We start from the raw sequence: 19,972 nt of genomic DNA, 5'->3' as shown, positions 1-19,972 counted from the left end.
TTGAACTCAACATCATGAAACAAAAACAACAGACAAGTCCGTCGGAGGCGCACGTGCAAAATCCGAGTAACTCTAATCTTCTCGAACTATACCGGACGATGCGGCGCATCCGCACTTTCGAAGAGCGTGTTGGCGAATTGTTTGTACGCGGCCAGACAGCAGGTTCCATGCTTCATCTTTCCATTGGGGAAGAAGCAGCAGCTGCCGGTGTTTGCGCTGCCATGCAGCCCCAAGACACGTTCACGACTCATCATCGTGGCCATGGCATTTTTCTGGCGCGCGGCGCTGACCCAAAACAGATGATGGCGGAAATCGGCGGTAAGGAAACTGGCTATTGCCATGGCAAGGGTGGTTCCATGCACATTGCCGATATGGCGCTGGGCCATCTTGGTGCCAATGCGATCGTTGGCGGCGGCATTCCTTCGGTCGTTGGCGCTGGTCTTTCCAGCAAATATCTCAAGAAGAACTCCGTTTCGCTCGCATTTTTCGGCGATGGCGCAATGCAGCAGGGCATTCTTTATGAGAGCATGAATATGGCAGCGCTTTGGGGCTTGCCCGTGGTTTTCGTGTGCATCAACAACCAGTATGGCATGGGCACACGCGTCGATCAGGCGACAGCCAATACGGCATTTGATCAGCGCGCACATGCGTTTGGTCTCAATGGCGCCATCGTCGACGGCATTGATGTGGAAGAAGTGAAGGCGACTGCACAATGGCTGATTGATGATGCACGCCTTGGCAAGCCGGGCTTCCTTTCCGTCAATTGTTATCGTTTCTTTGGTCATGCTCGTATGGACAAAAGCCCGTATCGTGCAGAAGCGGAAGAGGCGGAAGGTCGTAAGAAAGACCCGGTGAAATTCACACGTGACCGGCTGGTTTCGGAAGGTCTGGCGCAAGAAACGGCGCTTGATGCGATGGATAGCGGTATAACTGCCGAAATGGACGCGACCATTGATTTCACCGTCGAGTCTAAGGCCCCGCCGCTCACCTCAATGTTCAGGGATGTCTATGCGGTGGGCGAACCCGAGCCTGAACCCGTCCGCACCCGTATCGACCGCGTACTTTCCAGGGATGAAGCATAATGGTTGCCATGACTTACCGCGATGCGCTGCGTAAAGCGCTTGATGATGCCATGGCTGAAGACAACACCATTGTCGTCATTGGAGAAGAAGTGGGCCGCTACGGTGGTGCTTATGGGGTGACGAAAGACCTTATCGGCAAATATGGGGCTGAACGGCTTATCGATACCCCTATTTCCGAGCCTGCAATTATCGGTGCCGCAGTGGGCGCTGCCATGACTGGCCTGCGTCCGGTCGCGGAGCTGATGTATATCGACTTTCTTGGGATGACGATGGACCAGCTTGCCAATCAGGCGGCCAAAATTCGCTACATGTTTGGTGGCCAGATCGGTGTGCCGATGGTGTTGCGCACACAGGGTGGTACGGGACGTTCGGCGGGCGCACAGCATTCGCAGAGTTTAGAGGCGTGGATCATGCATACGCCGGGCTTGCGGCTTGTTATGCCTGCCACCGTGCAGGACGCCTATCATTTGTTGCGCCAAAGCTTAACGAAACCTGATCCGGTCGTCTTTATCGAGCACAAGGCACTTTATACGCGCAAGGAAGAAGTCGATCTGGATGCGGAACCGCTTGAGTGGGGTAAGGCCGCAGTACGCCGTACGGGCAAGGATCTGGTTATCGTGACCTATTCGCGCCAGCTTCACTATGCGCTGGAAGCCGCCGAAAAGCTGGCTGCCAAGGGTATTGAAGCGACGGTCATTGATCTTCGCACGCTCAACCCGCTTGATTTTGACACTGTACGCGAACATGTCGAGCGCGTCGGTAAAGCCATGGTTGTTTCCGAAGGCGTGATGACAGCGGGCGTTGCAGCCGAACTTTCGGCCCGTATTACAGAAGAATGCTTCGACTATCTGGAGCAGCCTGTCGTTCGCGTTGCCGGTGAAGATATTCCGATTTCGGTTTCGCAGGACCTTGAAGCTGGCAGTGTGCCGACAGTGGATCTTATCCGGTCGGTCGCAGAGAGAATGCTGTCATGACAGAACGTATTCTGAAAATGCCGCGTCTCGGCGAGACGATGGAAGAGGGAAAGATTGTCGGCTTCCTCGTCAATCCCGGCGACAGTTTCAAGCGCGGTGATTCAATCATCGAGATTGAGACCGACAAGACGGTTGCCGAGTTTCCTGCACTTGGCGACGGCACGCTCAATGAATGGATCGGATCGATTGGGGATCATGTCGTTGTCGGTGCACCGCTGGCGCGCATCGAGATCGGCTCTGGTCCCGACTGGACCGAAGAGGCTGGCGAAAGCGCGGCCTCCTCGGTGGAGCCGGCTGCGTCGCACCCCGCGCCCGCGGCCGGCTCACACCATGCACATGTTGTGACCGATCTCGACATGCCTCGTCTTGGTGAGACGATGGAAGAGGGTCGCATTGTCCGCTGGTTGAAAGCGGAGGGCGATAGTTTCGAGCGTGGTGAAGCCGTTCTTGAAATTGAAACCGACAAGACGGTTGCCGAGTTTCCGGCGCTGGTCAGTGGTAAGCTCGTTGAAATCCTGCGCCATGAAGGCGACATGGTAGCTGTCGGCGATGCCATTGCTCGTATTGAAGTGGCGGCGGATTCAATCACGCAAAAGACTGAAGCTGTCTCTCATGCAGAGACAGCGGCTGAAACGGCTCAACAGTCCGCAGTGGTGCGGTCTGCGAGAGCAGCAAGCCATGATCAGCGCACGCGTGCGACGCCGCTTGCACGCAGGCTTGCGCGCCAGAAGGGCATAGATATCAACACGCTTTCCGGCTCTGGCCGCAGAGGTCGTGTGGAGAAAGATGATGTTCTGGCCGCGTCTGGTAATCCGCAGGCAAGTGCTGATGTGAACTTCGTTGAACTTACAGATGGTCGCGTTGCTTATACTGATATAGGCCCCAAAGACGCACAGGTTTTCGTGCTGCTTCATGGCTTTTCGGGTGACCGGACGACATGGAGCAACGTCGCGTCTGGATTGCGTAGGGCTGGCTTCCGTGTGGTTGTTCCTGATCTTCCGGCCCATGGGTTGACAACGATTAATGCGGCGAATGCTGATCAGCTTGGTCAGTTCCTTCCCGCTTTCCTTGATGCTCTGTCGATCAATAAGCCGGATGTCGTCGCACACTCTCTTGGTGCGGTTGCGGCAACTGCATTTGCCTCGGCGCATCCTTCTCGCGTTGCAAGTCTGACACTTGTTGCACCAGCAGGCATTGGCTCCGATATTGATGCGGGTTTCGTATCAGGCATGGCACAGGCAACGACAGCGGGCGAGATAGCGCATCTTCTGCGGCGTATTGCGGCAAAGCCTGTCGAACTCTCACCTGTGCTGGTGTCCGATTTTGCTGCAACTATGGCTAAAGGACGTCTGAAATATCTGGCAGAAGCGGTGGTTGGACCTTCAGGACAGCGAACCGACATTATTGCGTCACTGGAAAAGCTTTCGCGCTCAATGCCCGTCCGCGTGCTGGTCGGACTACAGGATCGTATTATCCCGTGGCAGCAAGTGACTGCATTGCCGCCGTCAATCGGTGTTCATTTCCTCGCCCAGTCAGGTCATATGCCGCAATGGGATCAGGCGAAGGATGTGACCGATCTGGTTATGAATTTTGCAGGAGGCTCGAATGACTGATGTGAAGCTGCGTCTGAAAGAAGCTCAGTCGCGACTGGGTGTTTTTGCTAAAGCCACGCCGGAACTTATGTCCGGTTTTGCGAAGGTCAGCAAATCGGCAACAATAGCGGGCGCGTTTTCGTCTGCCCAGCGCGAGTTGATTGCGGTCAGTATCGCTGTTGCCAAAGGTTGCGAAGATTGCATCCTCTATCACGTTGATGCAGCTATCCGTCATGGTGCGACCGAGAACGAGTTGATCGAGGCGCTTGAAGTTGCTGTCGAGATGGGTGGCGGTCCGGCTGTGATGTATGCGGGCAAGGCGCTGGAAGCATTTCGCGGACTAAATTGAACGGTTGCACGGTGATGCATTCCGAGAGCTGGAGGCGCTTTCGGAATGGCATTTGGGAGGATGTGAATGGCCTATTTTCTGACCGCCGATGGAGGAACGGAAAGTATCCGCGCGCGGGTCTATGATCTTTCTGGCACTTGTCTGGCGAGCGCCGCTGTGCCCTATGAAACAAAGTTTTCCAGTGGAGCGCGGGCGGAACAGAATCCTGAAGACTGGTGGTCTTCCTTCGTTCTGGCTGCACGCAAAGCGATATCAGATTCCGCGATCGACCCGGTGGCAATTGAAGCTATCACGCTGGCTACGACAAGCTGCACAGTAGTCGCGCTCGACGTCGATGGTAAGCCTCTGCGCCCGTCGATCATCTGGATGGATGTGCGTGCCAGTGCCGAAGCTGATGCCGTACTCGCCACCGGTGACGACGCACTTCTCGCAAATGGTGGTGGACGCGGCCCCGTGTCAGCGGAATGGATGATCCCCAAGGCGCTATGGATTGCACGCAATGAGCCTGAAAGCTTCGCAAAGGCAGAAACCATCTGCGAGTATCAGGACTTTATGACGCTGCGATTGACAGGAGAGAAGGCTGCAAGCCTCAACAATGTGTCGTTGCGCTGGCATTATTCTACAGATCGCGGCGGGTTTCCCATAACTCTTCTGGAGAAGTTGGGCCTTGAGGCGTTGTTGCAGAAATGGCCGTCACGAGTTGTCGCTCCGGGCGAAGTAATTGCAAATCTGAGTAGTAGTGCCGCAGCTGAACTTGGCCTCTCGCAAAAGGTAAAAGTCGTGCAGGGCGGTGCGGACGCGCTGATCGGCATGATCGGTCTTGGCGTTGCCAAGCCAGGGCAGCTTGCTTTGATAACCGGCTCGTCTCACTTGCAATTCGGTGTTTCAGACAAGCCGCTTCATGCGGCAGGTATCTGGGGTAGTTACCCCGATATGGTCTATCCGAAACGTTATATCATTGAAGGTGGGCAGACATCGACCGGTTCAGTCATTGCATGGCTTGGCCGCATGATGAACGGTACAATGGATATGGAAGAACTGAACCGCAAGGCTACAACTCTTGAACCGGGTGCGGATGGGCTTCTGGTGCAAGATCATTTTCAAGGCAATCGCACGCCTTATACCGATGCCCTGTCGCGCGGCGCGATTGTCGGTCTGACCCTGGCTCATGAGCCGCACCATGTTTTCCGCGCCATCATGGAAGGCATCAGTTTTGGCACACGGGCGATCCTTGATGCTATGGCAGACGCGGGTTATCGTGGGCAGGAAATCACGGTTGGCGGTGGGGCCAGTGCGTCACCCCTGTGGCTTCAAATCCATGCAGATACGGCTGGATTACCAGTTTGTGTGCCCCAGTCACGCGAAGCGCCTTCGGTTGGTGCCGCTGTTCTGGCGGCTCACGGTGCGGGTCATTTTGCCAGCATTGATGACGGTATCGCCGCCATGGTCAAGCCTGGAACGCGTATTGATCCGCGCCCGCGTGAGGCGGCTATCTATAACGAGATTTATCAACAGTATCGCGCGCTATATCCGGCTTTGAAGTCGGTTCGTGGAGCTTGAAGAAAATACTCGGGAGAAGATAATGCTCAAGGATTTTCAGCTGACGGGTAAAAGTGCTGTTATTACCGGCGGTGCGAAAGGTATTGGACGCGCTATCGCCGAACTTTTCGTCGAGGCCGGTGCTAATGTCATCATTACCGACCGCGATGAGGCTGCAGGCACGGCGACTGTTGCCGAACTCAACGCACAACGAGCCTCGTCAGCGCGATTATATCTGCTCGATGTAACAGACAAGAATGCTGCTGAACGGGTGGCGGAGGCAATTGCCAACGAGATTGGCGTGCCGGATATTCTGGTCAAAAATGCCGGTATTGTCAGAAATGCCGTCGCCAGCGATGTCACGGAAGATGACTGGCGGGCGGTGATCGACGTCAATCTCAATGGCGTTTTTTACTGCGCGCAAGCTTTCGGAAAGCGTATGGCAGCGGCTGGTCGAGGCGCAATCGTAAATATCTCATCCATGTGCGGGGAGATTGTCGTCCATCCTCAGCCGCAGGTGGCTTACAACGCCGCAAAAGCGGGCGTAAATCTGATTACCAAGTCACTGGCTGTTGAATGGGCTAAGCAAGGCGTGCGCGTCAATGCGGTAGCTCCCGGCTACACCGCAACAGAATTGACGCTTGCAGGACGTAGCAACGAAGAATGGTTTTCGACATGGCTCGCCATGACACCACTAGGGCGGCTTGGTGAGCCTCGCGAGATCGCCAATGCTGCTTTGTTTCTTGCATCCGACGCCGCAAGCTTCGTGACCGGCACAGTGTTGACTGTCGATGGCGGCTATACGGCTCTTTGATTTTTGGAGGATGAAATGACCGAACAGGTAAAAGTAGCACTCGTCACAGGTGCCAGCCGTGGAATTGGACGTGCGATCGCTGTCGGTATGGCTAAGCGCGGTTTTGATGTAGCGATCAACGATATCGAACGCCAGAAAGACGCGTTGGAGGAGGTTGCGGCGGAAATCGAAGCAGCTGGTCGTCGCGCATTGACCGTTTATGCCGATGTCAGCCTCAAGGCCGATGTTGAAGCGATGGTAAAGAAGACCATCGACGGTTTGGGTCGTATCGATTCTGTCGTCAACAATGCAGGTATCCTGATTGCTAGCGAAGTCGAGCATCTCAAGGAAGAACATTGGGACAGCGTTCTTGATGTGAATGCCAAGGGCACGTTTTTGGTCGTTCAGGCTGTGTTGCCGCACATGAAAAAGCAAAAATACGGCCGCATCGTGAATATTGCCTCTATCGGCGGCAAGCATGGCGCGCCGGAACAAGCACATTATTCAGCCTCGAAGGCTGCGGTTATGGGGTTCACGCGTGTCTTAGCACAGGAAGTGGGGACTTTCGGCATTACCGCCAACTGTGTCTGCCCCGGTATCATTCTGACTGACATGGGTCGCGTCAATCTTGAGGACGTCGCAATACGTGAAGCATGGCAGGAGAAGACGGCCATGCGGCGGATTGGTGACCCCGAAGATGTGGTTGGTCCGGTCGTATTCCTTGCGTCCGATGACGCAGCCTTCGTGACCGGCCAGAGCCTTAATGTCGATGGCGGTATCGTATTGAGCTGATCATAGTAGTTTTGCAGCCACGACAAAGCGGTCCGCAGTGATACCAGCGGGCCGTTTTCATTTGCGATGCGTTTCACAACATCGAATAATTTCTACTGTCTCGTATTAGCCACTTCAAATCTCATTCATTGAGAGATAAATTGTCATGGGTGAATTCCTGTTAAAGTAGGACAATCGATGTCTTGTAATGATCTTGTGACTTTCGATGTGTGGCAACCTACGCTGGAGATGCGCAAAGGAACCACCAAACATCGGCTTCTGACTGAAAAGATCGTTGAGGATGTTGAGAAGGGCGTCCTGAAACCCGAGACGCGAATGCCGACGCATCGCGATCTGGCGCATAAGCTTGGGCTGTCTGTTCAGACGGTGAGTATCAGCTACAAGGAAGCGGAGCGGCGTGGCTATTTGCGTGGTGAGGTTGGACGCGGCACCTATGTTTGCAATCGCGTGACCGAACGTGCAGATCGCTTCATGCTCGATCGTGATCCCAGTGGTATTGCTGATCTTTCCATCATCCGTGCAGTTTACATGGGCGCGCATGAAAGTGCATCGCGGCGACTATTTGAGGAAATGAGCCAGTCGGACAATGCGAGCTTCATGCGTCCATGTCGCCCGATTGCGGGGCTGGATCGTCACCGCAGCATCGCGCGTGACTGGTTGCGCGGTCTGTCAGTGGATGTCGATCCGGGGCGGATTATCATCACGAATGGCGCCGCTCATGGCTTGTTTCTTGCAGTCGCAGCGGTTGTGCAGCCGGGGGAGGTGGTGCTGACTGAAAGTCTTACTGATCATGGCATCATCGGTCTTGCCAATGTACTTGGCTTCACGCTGCGTGCGCTGCCGACGGATAGAGAAGGCATATTGCCCGATGCCTTTGAAACTGCGTGTAAGGCTGGAGATGTAAAGGCGCTGGTGCTCATCCCGACGCTTGGTAATCCGACCAGTCATCTGATGGGAGCCGAGAGGCGCATCGCGGTCGCGGACATCGCGCGGAGATATGGCATTTGTGTTATTGAGGATGAAGTCTATAAGTCAATCCTAGAAGAGCCTCTGCCGTCAATGCCGGAGTTGCTACCGGAGCTGGGCTTCTTTGTAACAAGTTTCACTAAAACAGTTATGACCGGCTTGCGGACGGGTTATCTTGTTGTGCCGGCGCATTATTCTATCCGCGTGACGTCGATTTTGCGCGTGACGAGCTGGAGTGGCGTTAATCTCGTTGCAGAGATGGCCAGCCGCTGGATTGAGGACGGAACCGCCACTGAGCTTCTGGATATTCAACGCAGCGAATTGCGTTCAAGGCAGACATTGGTAACTGATATTCTTGGGCCTCAAATCGCAGGCAGCAATCCGCTGTCGCTTTGCGCTTGGCTGAAAATCCCGCGTAACTGGTCGGAGGATGGTCTTGTCCGCGCACTGGCAAGTAAAGGCGTTGCTGTTACCCCTTCTGATCCATTTGTGGCAGGTGGTGAGCGAGGCGATGGCGGCATCCGCATCTGCCTTGGCGGAAGGCTTTCTCGATCCGCCTTGCAGACAGCTCTTGAAACTATTCGCGAAACCTTCGCGCAACTGCCGCCGGTCTATGATGTCAGTTCTATAGCTTGAGCGCTATAGAACTGATTGCAGAAATTCTTTTGTTCGTTCTTCTGTCGGAGACTGAAATATCTGTTCGGGCGTGCCCTGTTCGCAGATGCGTCCCTTATCGAAGAAACAGACACGATCAGACACTTCGCGTGCAAAGCGCATCTCATGGGTGACGAGCAGCATAGTCAGATCATGTTCTTGCGCGAGACTGCGAATGACCGCCAGAACTTCGCCGACAAGCTGCGGATCGAGTGCCGATGTCGGCTCATCAAAGAGTAGAACACGCGGTCGCATCGCCAATGAACGCGCAATCGCAACACGCTGCTGCTGGCCGCCCGAAAGCTGCGAAGGGTAGTGATCTTTCTTGTCTGTCAGGCCGACAAGAGAGAGAAGGTCGAGCGCGCGTGCCTCTGCTTCGTCCCGCTTCATACCGAGAACATGGATAGGCGCTTCGATGATATTGCGCAGCACAGACATGTGTGGAAACAGATTGAAGCTTTGGAATACCATGCCGACGTGCGATCTTATTTTGCGCAAGTGAGCTTCGCTCGCCTGAAACTGCCCTTTGCCATTCGGCTCGTGATAAGACCTTCCGGCAAGCTCAAGCTTACCTTCCTGAAATGGCTCCAGCGTCATGAGAATGCGGAGCACTGTTGATTTTCCCGATCCTGATGGACCGATCAGCGTTACTTTCTCACCCGTCTTGACCGAGAAATTGAATTGATCCAGCACAGTTAGTGCGCCGAAGCGCTTGGATACGTCCTGAAAGCGGATAATTTCTTGGGTCATTTGAGGGCGATCCCGTTCTTTGGAAGTGTGCGTTCGAGCAGTCGAATGCCTGCCGAGCAGATGAGAGTCAGGATGAGGAAGATCAGGCCGACCATCGATAGCGGCACCAGATATTCGAAGGTACGATCGCCGATCAGATTGGCAAGGTTGAGCATGTCGACGATACTGACTACAGACAGCACCGGCGTCTCTTTGAGCATCGACACAAGATAATTGCCCATGGCCGGTGTGATGCGCGGTACGGCTTGAGGAATGACGATGTCACGATAGGTACGCCATGGTGTAAGATTCAACGCACGTGCGGCTTCCCATTGTCCACGTGGTATGGCCTCGATGCCACCCCGATAGACTTCCGATGTATAGGCTGAATATTGCAGGCCGAGAGCCAATGCACCGGTGAGGAACGCGGGCAGTACGATGCCGTAGACTGGCAGAACGTAGTAGAGGAAAAACAGCTGAACCAGCAGCGGTGTATCACGCAAAAATTCCACAACGACAACTGTCGGCCATGAAATGACTTTGTAAGGGCTGCGCCGCAAAAGTGCGAAGACAAGGCCGAGTATCAGTGCAATTGCGAAGCCTGTGGCTGCGGCCTTGAGGGTTACGGTGAGGCCGATTCCCATAATTGGCAGAATGGAAATCGCAAAGGATAGCGTGGACGAGGTGTCCCAGGCATAACCGTAAATCATGCGAAGCCTCCTGCCATAGTCTGACGTTTCAGGCGCCGCTCAAGCCAGCGGATGGCGGAGGCGAGCACCAGGGCCATTGCAAAATAGCCGAGTAGTGTCAGCGAATAGATTGTCACATTGTCGAGCGTCAGATTGCGCAAGCGCTGGGCCTGGAAAGTCAGATCGCTGATCGCGATAAGCGAAGCTAGAGCTGTATCTTTCAGGTTATGAATGGCCAGATTACCGAAAGCCGGCATCATCTCTACAACCGCTTGTGGCAGGATGACGTGAAACAATGTGTGGCCTCTGCTGAAGTTGAGGGCTCTAGCGGCTTCGTGCTGTGCTTCGGGAACAGACTTCAGCGCGCCGCGAACCACCTCCGCACCATAGGCCCCAATATTAAGGCCAAGCCCCATGATGCCGGTGGTGAGCGGATCGAATGAAATGCCGATCAATGGCAGGGCGTAATAAAGCCAGAACAATTGCACGAGCAGCGAAGTGCCACGGAATATCTCGATATAGATCACCGCAATCGTGGAAAGGATCGGTCCACCCGTGAATCGGGCGATTCCTGCAGCAAATGCCAGCACGGTGCCGATGGCCATCGAACTGAGCGCAAGAATGACGGTGATTTGTGCGCCTTTGAAAAGAGCGGGAAGATACTCCGTCCAGTGCATATGGTCTTCTCCCGGTAGAGATGAGACAAGGCCCGCCGAGCCAATCATTATGGCTCGGCGGGCGACAAAAGTGTTACTTCGCGTCGCAAAGGGTCGTTGTATCAACTGTGCGTGCCGCTTCGACACTCTCTTCGCTTAACCCGTAAGTCATCAGGATTTTGGCGTAGTCATCGGTTTTCTTGAACTCGATGAGTTCCTTGTTAAAGGCCTCAAAGAATGCTTTATCTTCAGGACGGAAGCTGAAAGCGCCAAAACTACGTGCAGCTTTGCCGTCCACAACCGGATCGGCAAATGGATGTGCCTGTTCCAATTCTGGGGAATTCGCAACAAGGTTCGCTACCGTCAATTCGGTTGCCGCATAAGCATCGGCACGGCCAGCCTGTACCGTGGACGGCGCGTCAGCATTGCCCTGAATCATGACAATCTGGGATTCATCAATACCCATGCCATGCAGGAAGTCGATTTGATCCGCACCTGAAACGATCGCAACTTTCAGGGAAGGATCCTTCTTGATGTCTTCATAGGAATGGATGTTTTTTGGATTGCCCTTGGGTACCAGAAGACCTTCACCATAGCTGGAATTGGCAACGGTGAACTGCACCTGTTTGCAGCGGTCGGGAAGAATGTTCTGTTCGGCGGCAACAAACTCAAAGCGTTTGGCCTTCAACCCGGGAATGAGCGAGCCGAATGGCGTGACAGTCCAGTCAACTTCATCAATGCCGAGCTTTTTGAAAATTGCTGCGGCAACATCCGGACCGATGCCTTTGGCCGCACCGCTTGCGTCCATATAGCCATAGGGCATTTCGTTAGCGGTTGCACCGCGCACGAACCCTGCGCTTTTCAGGTCGTCAATTGTGACTGCCTGTGATGGGATTGTTAGGGCTATAAATGCCGCCGCAGAAAGCAGGGCAGAGATCGTATGAAGTTTCAAGCGCATAGTGTTCACTCCTCTTTATGGATGCCGGTTGTTTTGATATCCGGCTTTTCAACGGGTCAATACGGACTGATTTAGGATGAAGATGGCTCCTTGCTGATCGTGGCAATCACTGAAAGGCAATCTCCCATCTTGATGAGACCCGGAAAATGGCGAGCGGCGAGAATGCCGTCGAGTGCAGCGCGATATTCCTGTGGCGTTCCGCCGGTACGAGCAATCGAATGAACGCGCGCGATGACATCACCTTTTCGCACCTCGGCGCCCAGATCGACGAGTGGTTCCAAAAGCCCATCCGAGTCGGAAAAACCGAAACATTCCTGCGATGGCATATCGAGCCATGTGGTGGGTGAAAGCTCGACGTCACCTTGCAGAATGCCTGCATGGCGCAAAAGGTTGCGAATGCCGCGCTTGGCAATTGTTGCCGACCGTGCCGAAATTGTGCCGCCACCCGAAAGCTCCGTGGTTACAAAGACCTTCCCCGCTTCTTCAGCGGTCGTGTCGTACATGCCTACAGCATCAATCTCGATCATTCGCATCGAAAAGGGTGCGGAGAACGCTTTGACGGCCGCGAAGCAGTGGGCTTCCTGCGCTGCATCGGTCAGGGCATGTGCTGCAGCGTAGGGCAGAAAATCAAGTGTGCGACCGCCTGAGTGGAAGTCCAAGACGATATCGGCTGTGGGCAGCAGATAGCGTGTGAAGTAATCGGCGATTTTTTCCGTCACAGTTCCGTCCGGGCGTCCGGGGAAACTGCGGTTAAGATTGCCTTTGTCTATCGGTGAAGTGCGTGTTCCGGCCATGAAGGCCGGAAAATTCATTGCAGGCACAATGATAACGCGCCCGTTGATTTCAGTCGGTTTCAGATTGACGGCCAGATCGTAGAGTGCAACCGGCCCTTCATATTCGTCGCCGTGATTGCCACCCGTTAGAAGCGCTGTGGGACCATCACCATTACGAATAACGCAGATCGGCACCATTAAAGAGCCCCAAGCGGAATCGTCTCGTGACCATGGCAGCCGCAAGTGACCATGCTGCACGCCGTCTCGATTAAGATCAACAGTCGGCGTGATTGGAGAAGGGCGGGAGGGGGGCGAAGTATGCATCATCGCGACACCTTAATCCTTGACCAGCAGCTTGCGCGGTACATTCGACAAGCACTCGACACCTGTTTCGGTGATGACGATACTCTCGGTGATTTCCAGTCCCATGGTTTCGAGCCACAGCCCTGTCATGAAATGGAAGGTCATGCCCGGTTGCAGTTCAGTACGGTCGCCCGGGCGAAGGCTCATGGTTCGTTCACCCCAATCTGGAGGATAGGACAGACCGATCGAATAGCCTGTTCGATTGTCTTTGACGATCCCGTATTTCTTCAATACGGCAAAGAAACCGTTGGCGATATCTTCGCAGGTATTGCCGGGGCGAGCGGCTGCAAGTCCGGCTTCCATGCCCTCAAGCGTCGCCTTTTCAGCATCAAGGAAAGCCCGTGTGGGCTTGCCGAGGAACACCGTGCGCGACAACGGACAATGATAGCGCTTGTAGCACCCAGCAATCTCGAAGAACGTGCCTTCACCGGTTTTCATTGGAAGATCGTTCCACGTGAGATGCGGCGCTGATGCATCCGCGCCGGACGGCAGCAAAGGCACGATTGCCGGATAATCGCCACCAAAGCCATCAACGCCGCGTGTGCCTGCGTCATAGATCTCTGCCACTAGATCGCATTTGCGCATGCCCGGCTCGATCTTGTCAGCAATGCGCTGATGCATGGCTTCCACGATGCGGCCAGCCTTGCGCATAAATTCGATTTCGGTCGCGCTTTTCACTGCGCGCTGCCAATTGACGAGCCCCTGCGCATCTTTGAATCGTGCATTGGGCAGATGCTTCTGCAAAGCGTGGTGTGCAGCAGCCGTGTACCAATAATTATCGAACTCGACGGCTATCGTCTTTTTACCCCAACCTTTTTCCTCAAGAATTGAGGCCAGAAGATCCATAGGATGGCGTTCCAGCGATTGAACGTAATGATCAGGATAGCCGATGATGTTGTCGTGGCCTATCCATGCCGTGCGTTTTGCGCCATTGCCGTCTTGACCCCGACCGTACCAGATCGGTTCGCCATCCATCGCCAGCACCACACATTGATGGACATAGAAGGACCATCCGTCATAACCGGTGAGCCAATGCATGTTCGACGGGTCGGTGACGATGATGATATCGACACCTGCCTTCTCCATCGCGCGGCGGGTTTTGGCAACGCGTTGGTCGTATTCCGCGCGGGTGAAGTTGAGTTCCGCACTCATCGGCTGGCTCCTGCTTTTTTGTTGGAATCGATTTTGGCACCTGCGTCCTCAACGCTTGCGCGCTGCGTCGCGAGACGGGCAATGGCTGTGTCCTGAACACCAGTTCCGGTCAGGTCGCAGACCGTGATGGCAGCGGGATCGCGGCGGAATGTTTCGGGCGCAAGGATAATCTGGCCGAGCTCCGGGAAGGTGGTGTCAGAGGTAACGGCTCCTGCGGTGATCGCGTGATGCAACTCGCCGAGCCTGCGTGTCTGTTTCAGACTGTCTGCAACATAGATAATCGAGCGTTCGAAGATTGACGGATCAAGCTCGTTCTTATGTTCCGCATCAGAGCCCATAGCGGTGATATGTTGGCCGGGATCCAGCCAATCGGCCTTGAGGAGCGGCGTTTCAGAAGGGGTCGTTGTGACGATGATATCCGCATCGCGACAGGCCTCGCGTGCATCAGCGATTGCTTTCACAGGAATGCCGAGCTTCGCTGTGAGGTCCTTGGCGGTTTGCTCTGCTTTCAGATGATCGCGTGCCCAAATGTGCGCTTCTTTGATGGGGCGAACAAGCGTCAGCGCTTGCAATTGCAGCCTGGCTTGCATGCCTGCGCCAAAAATCGTGGCTATATTTGCGTCAGTACGGGATAGATGTTTTGCGGCAACTGCGCCAGCTGCGGCCGTGCGCACATCAGTCAGATAGCCATTGTCCAACAGCAGCGCTTCAATCAGTCCGGTCTTGGCTGAAAACTGGATCATCAACCCATTGGTAGATGGCAGGCCGATGGAAGGATTGTTGAAGAAGCCGGGGCTGACTTTGATCGCAAAGCTGTCCAATCCTGGAATGTAGGCGGTCTTCACATCGACTTCGCCGCGTTCACCGGGAATATCGAGACGCAGGATTGGCGGCATGCCAACTCCGCCACCTGCGAGCGCCCGAAACGCATCCTCCACACAAGCTACACTTTCGAGATCCAATGATATGATCTGCCGCAAATCGGTTTCGGTCAGAATTCGCATTTCAGCCATCAACCAGCCCTCCGATAGCGGTCTTCCATAATTGCACGGTGCTGTTCGAGATCGATATTCCCGCCTGAAATGATGATGGTCGTTGGACCAGAGGGGGTGATTTTTCCAGCAAGCAAAGCGGCAATGCCAACAGCCGCAGCGCCCTCAATAATCTCGCCTTCCTGCATGGCTGCATGGCGGATGCCAGCGGCAATCTCTTCCTCGTCAAGCAGGATCACATCATCAAGCAGGGTGCGGCACATGGCGAAGGTCCAGCTATTATCGAGACCAATGCCGCCACCTAGAGAATCTGCCAGCGTATCCAGTTCCTCAACATTTATCGGCTTTCCCGCTTCAAGGCTTGCCTGCATGGCTGCACCCCGTCGCATGGAAATTCCTATCACCCGCGCGTGCGGGCATTTTGCTTTCGCTGCTGCGGCCACTCCGGCAGCAAGGCCGCCCCCGGAAAGCGGAATAAGCACGGTGTTCAATTCGGGTAGGTCGTCGGCGATTTCCAACCCCGTGGTTCCCTGGCCGGCAATAATGCGCGGATCGTCAAAGGGTGGGATGGCATTCATACCTTCATCGCGCGCAAGACGCGTGACTTCATCCATCGCATCATCTTGAGATTTACCGATGATGCGCACATCAGCGCCAAGTTCACGAATGGCCTCGACCTTATTGTGAGGTACAAGCGATGAAAGACAGATAGTGGCCGTCAGTCCCTGTGCGGTTGCGACGTGAGCCAATGCGCGCCCATGATTTCCAGTGGAAGCCGTGACAAGCCCGCGTTCGCGTTCGCTCTCGGACAAGCTGAGAACCGCATTCGTTGCGCCGCGCAGTTTAAAACTGCCTGTTGGCTGATGGTTTTCAAGTTTGAGAAAAACCGGAATTCCGCATCGCTTGCTGAGACTTTCGGAGCGGATCAGCGGCGTTCTTTTGATATGACCGTTCAGCCTGTCTTGCGCTTGTTCTATTTCCTTAAGACCGATCATTTGCGACAAATTTCCCGACATTCGCACCACCGTTCAAAGCGGTATAGCAATAGGGAGAACTGCACGAAGCAAAGCATGTCTTTGCTTCTGGCCAGCAAATTGAGGGCGCAATAAAGCACCATATGCGAAACCGTCAGGCCGCATTCTCGTTCCCCATTTATTTGATTTTTGTTCTTGTATGTATGTGTGAAAGACCAATTACATCATGTCAATAATTATATTGGATCATTACAATATTGGTTGACGATGACTTTTTATTGGCATGGCCTTGCCTGCGATAGACGACCATGCCAATGAGAATAACTTCGAAGTAAAAAGCTCACTTACATTGGACCGGCATAATGAAATCCGCCTTCAAGCTTGACGCTGTCGATCTTCGCATTCTGGAAGCGGTGCAGCAGAATGCGCGGATCACCAAGCTTGCACTTGCCGAGCAGGTGGGCCTGTCACCGACGCCGTGCTGGCTGCGGCTGCGCAAGCTGGAAGAGGCAGGCATTGTAACGGGTTACCACGCGCGGATTGCCTATCGCAAAATCGCCCCCATCGCGCATGTCATGGTCCAGATAACGCTTGGTAATCACCGTCAGAGCGATTTCGACCGCTTCGAGCGCGCAATTGCAACTATTCCTGAGATTGTCTCGTGTTGGTCGGTTGGTGGTGGGGTCGATTATTTTCTGATGATCATGGCCCGCGATATCGACGGTTACCAGCGTCTGATTGATCGCCTGTTGGATCAAAATATCGGAATTGAGCGCTATTTCACTTACATTGTGACGAAGCTGGTCAAAGACGAGAAGACCGGAGTTGCCTTGTCATTGCTGTCCGACGGTATTGAATAGTCCAAACGAGCTGTTTGACCAGCAAGTTTAGTCCAATGCTTCTGTTGGCTGTCCTGCCTTTGGTCTGAATGTGATCTCATCTTGTGAGATGCTTCTTCCAGAATTGGGAGAAGCGCAATGAATGCCGTTTTGGATCATCCGATACAACATGACGGGCTTAACAGGCTTCGGGACAAACATCTTTTTCGCGAACTTGCTTATATAGACGGGCGCTGGGCTGCGGGAGAAAAGGCAGAGACATTTGCCGTTCTCGACCCGGCAACCGGGCGACGACTGGCACGCGTTGCTAGCCTGGGAGAAGCCCAAACAACACTTGCGATAGATGCCGCTGAAAAGGCCTTTCCTCAATGGCGCAACAAGCTGCCACAGGAACGGGCTGCAATTCTGCGTCGCTGGTATGAGCTTATTCTGGCAAACCGCGAAGATCTGGCATTGCTGATGACGCTCGAGCAGGGCAAGCCGTTGGATGAATCGCGCGGTGAGATCGATTATGGCGCAGCGTTCATCGAATGGTTCGCAGAAGAGGGCAAGCGCCTTAACGGTGAGACCATCACAAGCCATTTGCCCAATGCTGAAATGCTGGTGCGACGAGAAGCACTGGGCGTCGTGGGCCTAGTGACGCCATGGAATTTTCCAAACGCCATGATTACTCGCAAAGCGGCAGCGGCAATAGCCGCAGGCTGTCCGGTGGTGGTGCATCCATCATCGGAGACGCCGCTTTCAGCGCTGGCATTGGCAGAGCTTGCAGAACGTGCGGGGCTTCCGTCCGGTATTTTCAATGTTGTGACAGGCAAGGCAGCGCCCATCGTCGATGTGCTGTGCCGCGATGAACGCGTTCGGGCATTGAGTTTCACCGGCTCCACAGAGATTGGCAAGCTGATTGCATCTAAATGTGCTGCAACGGTAAAACGTCTTGTAATGGAGCTTGGTGGGCACGCGCCTCTGATTGTCTTCAGCGATGCAGATGTCGGCCGCGCAGTTGATGTGGCCATGGCTGCGAAGTTTGCGACTTCGGGACAGGATTGTCTTGCTGCCAACCGCGTCTTTGTTCAGCGCGAGATTCTTCCGGCTTTCACCCAGGCTTTTGCTGCGCGCATAAGTAGCCTCAAAACAGGTAACGGTCTTGAAGCGGACGTCGAAATTGGTCCGATGATGCATAGCCGCGCGGTGGAAAAAATAGAGGAACAGGTGCGCGACGCGGAAAAGCGCGGTGCGCGCATCGACGTTGGCGGCAAGCGCATCGGCGATCATACGCTTTTCTTCCAGCCGACGTTGCTGACCAATGTTTCTGATGATGCATCGATCATGCATGAAGAAACATTTGGTCCCGTCGCTGCAATCTCAGTGTTTGATGATGAAGATGAAGTCATCAGGCGCGCCAATGCCACACAGTATGGTCTTGTTGCCTATGTGGTGACATCGAATGGTGCGCGGCAGCTGCGCATGGGGCGTGCGTTGGAATACGGAATGGTTGCTATCAATCGCGCAAAAATCACCGGTGCGCCGATACCGTTTGGCGGCTGGAAACAATCTGGGCTCGGCCGAGAAGGCTCGCATCAGGGCATCGAAGCCTTCACCGAACTCAAATATCTCTGCATTGATACCGCTGCGTGAAAACGGGGCGGCAGGAAAGGAACATAACCATGTTGAACAATAGCAACGAACTCACTGCCTGGGATCGCGATCATTTTTTTCATCCGTCCACGCATATGGGAATGCACGCACGCGGTGAAACGCCTACGCGTGTGCTGGAGGGCGGCGAGGGCGTTTACATTGCCGACGTGAATGGTCGTAAGAGCTTGGATGCCTTTGCTGGGCTATATTGTGTCAATGTTGGTTATGGCCGTACAGAAATTGCTGATGCGATTGCCGAACAGGCGCGCAAGCTTGCCTATTATCACGCCTATGTCGGCCACGGCACCGAAGTATCGATTACGCTCGCCAAGATGATCATTGATCGCGCACCTGAACATATGAGCCGCGTATATTTCGGCCTTTCGGGTTCCGATGCCAATGAAACCAACATCAAGCTGATCTGGTACTACAACAATATCCTTGGCCGCCCGGAAAAGAAGAAGATCATTTCGCGCTGGCGCGGCTATCATGGCTCCGGCGTGATGACGGGAAGCATGACTGGTCTTGCAACTTTCCATAATGCGTTTGATCTGCCACGTGCACCGATCCTGCATACGGAATCTCCTTATTATTTCCGCCGTGCGGATCGTTCGATGAACGAAGAGCAGTTTGCGCAACATTGTGCGGACAAGCTCGAAGAAATGATCCTCGCTGAAGGGCCGGATACAATTGCTGCGTTTATTGGTGAGCCGGTTCTGGGTACGGGCGGTATCGTGCCGCCGCCTGCGGGTTACTGGCAGAAAATTCAGGCGGTTCTTGACCGTTATGACATTCTGCTGGTCGCTGATGAAGTGGTCACGGGCTTTGGTCGTCTGGGCAGCATGTTCGGTTCCGATCACTATGGAATGAAGCCTGATCTGATCACTATCGCCAAGGGACTGACATCGGCCTATGCGCCTCTTTCTGGTTCGATCGTTTCTGATCGCATGTGGCAGGTGCTGGTTCAGGGCTCTGATCAGATGGGGCCCATTGGTCATGGCTGGACCTATTCGGCACATCCGATTTGTGCGGCGGCTGGCGTTGCCAATCTTAAGCTCATCGATGAACTCGACCTTGTAAAAAATGCAGGCTCGACCGGCGCTTACTTCCGCAAGGCGCTGCAGGACGCAATTGGCGGTCATAAGCACGTTGGTGAAGTACGCGGCGAAGGATTGATGGCTGCGATTGAGTTCGTTGAAGACCGGGACGACCGCAAGTTCTTCGATCCATCGCTGAAGATTGGCCCGCAGGTTTCAGCCGCACTTCTTGCCAACGGCGTTATCGCTCGCGCCATGCCTGAAGGGGACATTCTCGGTTTTGCTCCGCCTCTTTGCCTGACGCGCGAAGAAGCTGATAAAGTCGTCGATGCCACCAAAAAAGCAATTGCGACTGTATTTGCCTGATCTGATTTTATGTCTGCGATATCAGCCTTTACCATCTTACCGGGTGGTGAAGGCTTTCTTTTAGGGTT

General features: G+C 54.3%; 19 protein-coding genes. 11 read left to right on the top strand and 8 right to left on the bottom strand.

The features are described from left to right. Nucleotides 1–53: 53 nt before the first annotated feature. The 8 genes from QBD00_RS14785 (at nucleotide 54) to QBD00_RS14750 (ending at nucleotide 8,723) form a co-directional block, all read left to right on the top strand. On the top strand, nucleotides 54–1,082 hold the full coding sequence (locus tag QBD00_RS14785; RefSeq protein ID WP_264231448.1) for a thiamine pyrophosphate-dependent dehydrogenase E1 component subunit alpha: 1,029 nt from the start codon (nucleotides 54–56) through the stop codon (nucleotides 1,080–1,082). Next, a complete protein-coding gene (locus QBD00_RS14780; RefSeq protein ID WP_318579881.1) occupies nucleotides 1,082–2,056 on the top strand; it encodes a pyruvate dehydrogenase complex E1 component subunit beta in 975 nt (324 codons plus the stop codon). Before QBD00_RS14785 ends, QBD00_RS14780 begins: the two co-directional genes overlap by 1 nt. After that, a complete protein-coding gene (locus QBD00_RS14775; protein ID WP_318579880.1) occupies nucleotides 2,053–3,669 on the top strand; it encodes an acetoin dehydrogenase dihydrolipoyllysine-residue acetyltransferase subunit in 1,617 nt (538 codons plus the stop codon). The genes QBD00_RS14780 and QBD00_RS14775 overlap by 4 nt, the downstream gene beginning before the upstream one ends. Then, nucleotides 3,662–3,997, top strand: a complete 336-nt coding sequence (locus QBD00_RS14770; RefSeq protein ID WP_264231445.1) for a carboxymuconolactone decarboxylase family protein — start codon at nucleotides 3,662–3,664, stop codon at nucleotides 3,995–3,997. Before QBD00_RS14775 ends, QBD00_RS14770 begins: the two co-directional genes overlap by 8 nt. Before the next feature lie 66 nt (nucleotides 3,998–4,063). Continuing rightward, nucleotides 4,064–5,557: an FGGY-family carbohydrate kinase gene (locus QBD00_RS14765; protein ID WP_318579879.1), complete on the top strand. Its 1,494-nt coding sequence runs from the start codon at nucleotides 4,064–4,066 to the stop codon at nucleotides 5,555–5,557. A 22-nt stretch (nucleotides 5,558–5,579) separates the two neighbouring features. Continuing rightward, the gene (locus QBD00_RS14760; RefSeq protein ID WP_412535031.1) at nucleotides 5,580–6,350 is read left to right on the top strand and encodes an SDR family NAD(P)-dependent oxidoreductase; all 771 of its coding nucleotides are present in this window, start codon (nucleotides 5,580–5,582) and stop codon (nucleotides 6,348–6,350) included. A gap of 15 nt (nucleotides 6,351–6,365) precedes the next feature. Continuing rightward, nucleotides 6,366–7,121, top strand: coding sequence for an SDR family NAD(P)-dependent oxidoreductase (locus QBD00_RS14755; RefSeq protein ID WP_264231443.1), 756 nt, complete (start codon nucleotides 6,366–6,368; stop codon nucleotides 7,119–7,121). A gap of 177 nt (nucleotides 7,122–7,298) precedes the next feature. After that, nucleotides 7,299–8,723: a PLP-dependent aminotransferase family protein gene (locus QBD00_RS14750; protein ID WP_318579878.1), complete on the top strand. Its 1,425-nt coding sequence runs from the start codon at nucleotides 7,299–7,301 to the stop codon at nucleotides 8,721–8,723. A 3-nt stretch (nucleotides 8,724–8,726) separates the two neighbouring features. Here QBD00_RS14750 and ehuA read toward each other — a convergent pair whose 3' ends face one another. From ehuA to eutB, 8 genes are all read right to left on the bottom strand, one after another. After that, complete coding sequence (gene ehuA / locus QBD00_RS14745; protein WP_318579877.1) at nucleotides 8,727–9,491, bottom strand: ectoine/hydroxyectoine ABC transporter ATP-binding protein EhuA; 765 nt, start codon at nucleotides 9,489–9,491, stop codon at nucleotides 8,727–8,729. Further along, nucleotides 9,488–10,180 (bottom strand): ectoine/hydroxyectoine ABC transporter permease subunit EhuD, encoded by a 693-nt coding sequence (gene ehuD, locus QBD00_RS14740; protein WP_318579876.1) that lies wholly within the window; start codon nucleotides 10,178–10,180, stop codon nucleotides 9,488–9,490. The genes ehuA and ehuD overlap by 4 nt, the downstream gene beginning before the upstream one ends. After that, on the bottom strand, nucleotides 10,177–10,836 hold the full coding sequence (ehuC, locus tag QBD00_RS14735; protein ID WP_264231439.1) for an ectoine/hydroxyectoine ABC transporter permease subunit EhuC: 660 nt from the start codon (nucleotides 10,834–10,836) through the stop codon (nucleotides 10,177–10,179). The genes ehuD and ehuC overlap by 4 nt, the downstream gene beginning before the upstream one ends. A gap of 73 nt (nucleotides 10,837–10,909) precedes the next feature. Next, complete coding sequence (gene ehuB / locus QBD00_RS14730) at nucleotides 10,910–11,773, bottom strand: ectoine/hydroxyectoine ABC transporter substrate-binding protein EhuB (protein WP_318579875.1); 864 nt, start codon at nucleotides 11,771–11,773, stop codon at nucleotides 10,910–10,912. Between the two features lie 71 nt (nucleotides 11,774–11,844). Beyond that, nucleotides 11,845–12,873: a N(2)-acetyl-L-2,4-diaminobutanoate deacetylase DoeB gene (gene doeB, locus QBD00_RS14725; protein ID WP_318579874.1), complete on the bottom strand. Its 1,029-nt coding sequence runs from the start codon at nucleotides 12,871–12,873 to the stop codon at nucleotides 11,845–11,847. Between the two features lie 9 nt (nucleotides 12,874–12,882). Next, entirely contained in the window at nucleotides 12,883–14,061 is a 1,179-nt protein-coding gene (gene doeA, locus QBD00_RS14720) for an ectoine hydrolase DoeA (RefSeq protein WP_318579873.1), read from the bottom strand. Then, on the bottom strand, nucleotides 14,058–15,074 hold the full coding sequence (locus QBD00_RS14715; RefSeq protein ID WP_318579872.1) for a cyclodeaminase: 1,017 nt from the start codon (nucleotides 15,072–15,074) through the stop codon (nucleotides 14,058–14,060). Before QBD00_RS14715 ends, doeA begins: the two co-directional genes overlap by 4 nt. Further along, nucleotides 15,074–16,048: a hydroxyectoine utilization dehydratase EutB gene (gene eutB / locus QBD00_RS14710; protein WP_318579961.1), complete on the bottom strand. Its 975-nt coding sequence runs from the start codon at nucleotides 16,046–16,048 to the stop codon at nucleotides 15,074–15,076. Before eutB ends, QBD00_RS14715 begins: the two co-directional genes overlap by 1 nt. Nucleotides 16,049–16,389: 341 nt before the next feature. On the opposite strand from eutB, the gene QBD00_RS14705 reads away from it, so the two are divergent. From QBD00_RS14705 to QBD00_RS14695, 3 genes are all read left to right on the top strand, one after another. Continuing rightward, complete coding sequence (locus QBD00_RS14705; protein ID WP_318579871.1) at nucleotides 16,390–16,887, top strand: Lrp/AsnC family transcriptional regulator; 498 nt, start codon at nucleotides 16,390–16,392, stop codon at nucleotides 16,885–16,887. Nucleotides 16,888–17,004: 117 nt separating this feature from the next. Beyond that, nucleotides 17,005–18,501 carry an NAD-dependent succinate-semialdehyde dehydrogenase gene (locus QBD00_RS14700; RefSeq protein ID WP_318579870.1) on the top strand — a complete coding sequence of 499 codons (1,497 nt, stop codon included), beginning with the start codon at nucleotides 17,005–17,007 and terminating at the stop codon, nucleotides 18,499–18,501. A 29-nt stretch (nucleotides 18,502–18,530) separates the two neighbouring features. Beyond that, nucleotides 18,531–19,904 carry an aspartate aminotransferase family protein gene (locus QBD00_RS14695; RefSeq protein WP_318579869.1) on the top strand — a complete coding sequence of 458 codons (1,374 nt, stop codon included), beginning with the start codon at nucleotides 18,531–18,533 and terminating at the stop codon, nucleotides 19,902–19,904. Nucleotides 19,905–19,972 lie beyond the last annotated feature (68 nt).

Source organism: Ochrobactrum sp. AN78, from assembly GCF_029909885.1.
In the GTDB taxonomy this organism is placed as follows: Bacteria; Pseudomonadota; Alphaproteobacteria; order Rhizobiales; family Rhizobiaceae; genus Brucella; species Brucella quorumnocens.
Note: the sequence above shows the minus strand (reverse complement) of the source record. Positions and strands in the feature narration are given on the sequence as shown.

Coding starts and splice junctions, on each gene's coding strand:
- QBD00_RS14750 (WP_318579878.1), top strand. CDS start 7,299: ATGTCTTGTAATGATCTTGTGACTTTCGATGTGTGGCAACCTACGCTG.
- QBD00_RS14775 (WP_318579880.1), top strand. CDS start 2,053: ATGACAGAACGTATTCTGAAAATGCCGCGTCTCGGCGAGACGATGGAA.
- ehuB (WP_318579875.1), bottom strand. CDS start 11,773: ATGCGCTTGAAACTTCATACGATCTCTGCCCTGCTTTCTGCGGCGGCA.
- QBD00_RS14695 (WP_318579869.1), top strand. CDS start 18,531: ATGTTGAACAATAGCAACGAACTCACTGCCTGGGATCGCGATCATTTT.
- QBD00_RS14780 (WP_318579881.1), top strand. CDS start 1,082: ATGGTTGCCATGACTTACCGCGATGCGCTGCGTAAAGCGCTTGATGAT.
- ehuA (WP_318579877.1), bottom strand. CDS start 9,491: ATGACCCAAGAAATTATCCGCTTTCAGGACGTATCCAAGCGCTTCGGC.
- ehuC (WP_264231439.1), bottom strand. CDS start 10,836: ATGCACTGGACGGAGTATCTTCCCGCTCTTTTCAAAGGCGCACAAATC.
- QBD00_RS14755 (WP_264231443.1), top strand. CDS start 6,366: ATGACCGAACAGGTAAAAGTAGCACTCGTCACAGGTGCCAGCCGTGGA.
- QBD00_RS14705 (WP_318579871.1), top strand. CDS start 16,390: ATGAAATCCGCCTTCAAGCTTGACGCTGTCGATCTTCGCATTCTGGAA.
- QBD00_RS14760 (WP_412535031.1), top strand. CDS start 5,580: ATGCTCAAGGATTTTCAGCTGACGGGTAAAAGTGCTGTTATTACCGGC.
- ehuD (WP_318579876.1), bottom strand. CDS start 10,180: ATGATTTACGGTTATGCCTGGGACACCTCGTCCACGCTATCCTTTGCG.
- QBD00_RS14715 (WP_318579872.1), bottom strand. CDS start 15,074: ATGGCTGAAATGCGAATTCTGACCGAAACCGATTTGCGGCAGATCATA.
- doeA (WP_318579873.1), bottom strand. CDS start 14,061: ATGAGTGCGGAACTCAACTTCACCCGCGCGGAATACGACCAACGCGTT.
- QBD00_RS14770 (WP_264231445.1), top strand. CDS start 3,662: ATGACTGATGTGAAGCTGCGTCTGAAAGAAGCTCAGTCGCGACTGGGT.
- eutB (WP_318579961.1), bottom strand. CDS start 16,048: ATGATCGGTCTTAAGGAAATAGAACAAGCGCAAGACAGGCTGAACGGT.
- doeB (WP_318579874.1), bottom strand. CDS start 12,873: ATGATGCATACTTCGCCCCCCTCCCGCCCTTCTCCAATCACGCCGACT.
- QBD00_RS14765 (WP_318579879.1), top strand. CDS start 4,064: ATGGCCTATTTTCTGACCGCCGATGGAGGAACGGAAAGTATCCGCGCG.
- QBD00_RS14700 (WP_318579870.1), top strand. CDS start 17,005: ATGAATGCCGTTTTGGATCATCCGATACAACATGACGGGCTTAACAGG.